The 4240-nt window shown below is 66.8% G+C and carries 5 protein-coding genes; 2 read left to right on the plus strand and 3 right to left on the minus strand.

Going from position 1 to position 4240, the window contains the following annotated elements:
- Positions 1-48 precede the first annotated feature (48 nt).
- The 3 genes from ACFE99_RS23315 to ACFE99_RS23325 all read right to left on the minus strand — a co-directional run bounded on the left by ACFE99_RS23315 (position 49) and on the right by ACFE99_RS23325 (position 2881).
- Complete coding sequence (locus ACFE99_RS23315; protein WP_375488988.1) at positions 49-2211, minus strand: MFS transporter; 2163 nt, start codon at positions 2209-2211, stop codon at positions 49-51.
- 74 nt (positions 2212-2285) lie between these two features.
- Positions 2286-2603, minus strand: a complete 318-nt coding sequence (locus ACFE99_RS23320; RefSeq protein ID WP_375488996.1) for a hypothetical protein — start codon at positions 2601-2603, stop codon at positions 2286-2288.
- On the minus strand, positions 2513-2881 hold the full coding sequence (locus tag ACFE99_RS23325; RefSeq protein WP_375488990.1) for a PadR family transcriptional regulator: 369 nt from the start codon (positions 2879-2881) through the stop codon (positions 2513-2515). Before ACFE99_RS23325 ends, ACFE99_RS23320 begins: the two co-directional genes overlap by 91 nt.
- A gap of 233 nt (positions 2882-3114) precedes the next feature.
- On the opposite strand from ACFE99_RS23325, the gene ACFE99_RS23330 reads away from it, so the two are divergent.
- Positions 3115-3870 (plus strand): hypothetical protein, encoded by a 756-nt coding sequence (locus tag ACFE99_RS23330; protein WP_375488992.1) that lies wholly within the window; start codon positions 3115-3117, stop codon positions 3868-3870.
- A gap of 190 nt (positions 3871-4060) precedes the next feature.
- A partial coding sequence (locus tag ACFE99_RS23335) for a hypothetical protein (RefSeq protein ID WP_375488994.1) occupies positions 4061-4240 on the plus strand: 180 nt, incomplete at its 3' end.

Below are 4240 nucleotides of genomic sequence, written 5' to 3' on the forward strand. Positions count from 1 at the left end.
CGACAATGCCCCACGCACCACCCATGACTTGACACCACCTACAGCCAGCTAGTCAGATTCCTGGGACGAGTGCCGTCCGTAGCTGGGCGGTTCGTCGAAGTCGCCGCGGTAATGCCGGTTGCGCGGCGGACCGTCACCCCGGACCTGGTGGCGCGCCGAACGGCCCTGCCAAAATCGCTCCGACCAGGAGACCTCGTCGTCCGATTGCGAGTGCGCCCGGCCCGCATGGGTGGGGCGGCTCGCAGGCGGCGGGAAGGGATCGTCGCCGCGCCTCTGCCACGTCGACTCCTCAGAGCCGTGGTATTGCCCGGTCCGGCTGCTTACGTCGGCATGCGGACCATAGCCGGCAGTGCCGTAGGTGTCGTCGATCTCATCGACAAACCGGTCGGCCGAACGCGACTCCGTCACCGAAGGTTCGGCGAGCGGACGCAACAGCTGGCGGTCATCCAGGTAAGACCCGTTGTGAGCAAACCCAATTGGTTCTGCTCGCGACGCCGGGTCAGGCGCGTCACGCCCGCCGTGCTTGGATCCGACCGGATTGGTGTGCCGCACGGATAACGGTTGCGAATGTTCGACGCGAGGCTTCAGCGGCTCGGTGTCGTCTTCGTCGTAGCCGGCCGGTTGGTCCCAGAGTTCTGGTTTTCGAGCAATCGTGTACTCGACGTAGTCATCGTCGTCGTAGTCATCGCCCACCACGTGGTCATCCGCCACGACGGGAACGCGCGCGGGTCGATCGCCGACACCGGCGGGCAACCGGTCGCGCGCCCGGCCCGTCTCACCGACACCCTGCACGCCGAAGCCGACCATAAAGAGCGCCGCTCCCACACCGAACAGCGCGATGAACGCCGGCAGCAGCATTGACTGCGACATCGCGGCAGCGAACGGTTCGCGCAGAAACGCCGGCAGTAGCAACGCCGCCCCCTCCGGCCCCGGTGGAGACCCGCCGTCGGGCATCGGTGGCATTTCGGCGGTGATCCGCCAGGTCATGAAAGCGGCGATGCCGGCGCTGCCGAGCACGGCGCCAACGAGCCGGGTCGCGTTGAATACGCCGGAGCCGGCGCCGGCCACGTGCGGCGGCAGGTTGCGGGTCGCGGTCGCGGCCAGCGGCTGCCAGACGAAAGCCATCCCGACGCCCATCGCAGTGAACGGCAACACCAGCCGCCAAATCGGCGTGGTCGGCGTCATCTCGATCGAAAGCCACGTCAGCCCGATAGCCAACATCGAGAAGCCGAAACCAACCACCGGCCGGGGGTGGTAGTTGTCGACGATCTTGCCCACCGCTGGGGCCAGCAGGCCGCTGACGATCGCCATCGGCGCGGTGAGCAGCGCCGAGCGAGTCGGCGACAGGCCGCACACCGCCTGGGCATAGAACATCAGCGGCAGGATCATCGCCGTCGCCGCGAACCCGATCACCGCCACCGCTAAATTGGCCAGACTGAAGTCGCGGTCCCGGAAGATATCAAGCGGTATGAGCGGTTCGCCGGTGTTGATCGACTGCCAGTAGACGAACATCACCATGAAGCCGATCCCGGCGACGATTACTGCCCATATCCACGGCGCCCAGCCGCCGGCCTGGCCCTGCTGCAAGCCGAAGACGACGAGGAACATGCCGGCGCCAGACAATCCCACGCCGACCAGGTCGAACCGGTGATCGTTGGTGGGAAGCACCGGGATCAACCAGACCGCCAACGCCATCCCGATGATGCCGATCGGCACGTTGACGAAAAAGATCCACTCCCAACCGAGTCCGTCGACCAGCACACCGCCGGCCAGCGGCCCGACCAGGGTGGCGACTCCGGCGGTGGCGCCCCACAGGCTCATCGCCATACCGCGACGCTCGGACGGGAAGATCCGGGTGATCATCGAGAGCGTTTGCGGGGTCAGCAATGCGGCGCCGATGCCCTGAACCACTCGGGCGCCGATCAGCATGCCGATACTGCCCGACAGGCCGCACCACAACGACGCGGCGGTGAACACCGCTAGTCCGATCAGGTAGAGGGTCTTGGGGCCGAACCGGTCGCCGAGGCGGCCCGCCACCAGCAACGGCACCGCGTAGGCCAACAGGTAGGCGCTGGTCACCCAGATCACCGTGTCGTAGCCGGTGCCCAGCTTGGCCATGATGCTGGGATTGGCGACCGCGACGATCGTGGAGTCGACCAGGATCATGAAAAAGCCGACGATCATCGCCCACAACGCGTGCCACGGGTTCATATGCGGATGCTTTTGGCGCTTCGCCGCGATCCCGCGTCCGGCTCCGCCGACGCGCACCCGACTCGCCGGCGCGGTCATGTCTCCGCCCCGCTTTCGCTATCCGCGCTGACGTCGAGCCGGATGGCGTGTTGCCGGGCGGCGTCACCGGATTCCAGCGACGATGCGAACACTCGCAACCAGGCGACCTGAGCTCCAATAGTGGCCAGCAAGTAATCCAACGCGACGACGCTGACCGCGGCATTGGCGTCGCGTAGCGCCACCATCTCCGCAACATCGGCCTCCAACGCGGCCATGCGGCTGGTCACCGCGTCCGCCGCGGTATCGGCATCGAGATTGTGTATTTCGGCAAGCGCGGTGACGAACTGCGGGAACTCGTTGGTTGGGGTGGCCACCAATTCGCGTACCCGATCGGTGAGCGCCTCAACACCGGCGTCGGTGATTTCATAGATCGCCCGCTCCGGCCGATTTCCGTGCCGGCTCGTCGCCGACCGCGGATCAGTTTCTCCTCGGCCAAGCGATCGACGACGTGATAGAGCGACCCTGGCCGGACCTTGACGATGCGGTCCGCCTGGCGGTCCACCAGGGTCTGGAACATCTGGTAGCCGTGCATGGGACGATCCCGCAGCAGTGCCAATACAGCGACACCGAGCGGTGTCAATCGGTAGGGCATCGCGGCTCCTCCTGCCGCCGTTCCGCGGCGCGCATCGTCGCCGAACGGAGCGGATTATCCCGAGCGGAGTAATCGCTGCGAGGCTACGTGGCCGACCTTGGTCAAGACAACTCCCCCATGCGCCGAGGGCGTGCACAGCGGACTTGCCGCCGTTCAGGCAGTTCGGCAAACGGCGCTAGCCTGGAAGACGCCATGCGTGCCGGCGCAAGAACCGGGCCAGATTTGGAGGGACTATGAGCGCACGACGGGCCGGGCCAACGCCGCATCCGTTGTCGGCTACCCCAACTGATCGACCGAAGGCTTCCGCGCGCGCACTAGCGCAGGTCATCGAACGAAGCTCGCGGGTGCAGGGTCCTGCCGCCAAGGCCTACGTGGAGCGGCTGCGCCGCGCCAAGCCTGACGCCACGCCGGCACAGATCGTCGCCAAGCTGGAGAAACGTTACCTGGCAGCGGTCACGGGCAGCGGCGCCGCGGTGGGTTCGACGGCGGCCTTCCCCGGCATCGGCACGCTAGCAGCGCTGTCTGCGGCCGCGGGCGAGACCGTGGTGTTTCTCGAGGCCACTGCCGTCTTCGTGCTGGCACTTGCTGACGTATACGGCGTTCCCGCCGAACACCGCGAACGCCGCCGCGCGCTGGTGCTGGCCGTGTTGGTTGGCGACGACAGCAAGCGCGCCCTCGCCGAGCTGATTGGTCCGGGCCGCACCAGCGGCGCCTGGCTGACCGAGGGCGTGGCGTCGCTGCCGCTGCCTGCGGTATCGCAGCTGAATTCGCGGCTGCTCAAGTACGTGGTCCGGCGCTATACACTGCGGCGCAGCGCACTGATGCTCGGCAAGATGCTGCCGGTCGGCATCGGCGCCGTGATTGGTGGCGTCGGCAACCGGGTGGCCGGCAAGAAGGTCGTCCGCAACGCCCGCAAAGCGTTCGGTCCCCCACCCGCCCGCTGGCCGGTCACCGTGCACCTGCTGCCGCACGTGCGCGACATCGGCTAGCCGCCACGGCCCCAGGAGAGCTCACCGTTTTGCCGTGCCTGGCGGATTGGTTGCGAAGGGTTAGCCTTTATGGGGCGGAAACAGTCAAAACCGTCGCAGGTCCGCAGATGCGCCGCTGCCGCGGGCGCACCAGATGGCAAGCGTCAGGGCGTGCGCTTGCCGAGCAGAGGAATCGAGGCGAGCAGCTGCAGTGAGCAGTACGAGTTCACCATTCGGCCAAAACGAATGGTTGGTCGAGGAGATGTACCGCAAATTTCGCGACGACCCCTCCTCGGTCGACCCGAGTTGGCACGAGTTTTTGGTCGACTACAACCCAGAACCCCCTGTTGAGGCGCCGACCGCGACTGACGGGTCGCCGACAGCGTCGGCC

Source organism: uncultured Mycobacterium sp. (assembly GCF_964249325.1).
In the GTDB taxonomy this organism is placed as follows: Bacteria; Actinomycetota; Actinomycetes; order Mycobacteriales; family Mycobacteriaceae; genus Mycobacterium.

Bases quoted from the DNA above. Each gene is read 5' to 3' on its own strand.
- ACFE99_RS23315 (WP_375488988.1), bottom strand. From the start codon at position 2,211: ATGAACCCGTGGCACGCGTTGTGGGCGATGATCGTCGGCTTTTTCATG.
- ACFE99_RS23325 (WP_375488990.1), bottom strand. From the start codon at position 2,881: ATGCCCTACCGATTGACACCGCTCGGTGTCGCTGTATTGGCACTGCTG.
- ACFE99_RS23330 (WP_375488992.1), top strand. From the start codon at position 3,115: ATGAGCGCACGACGGGCCGGGCCAACGCCGCATCCGTTGTCGGCTACC.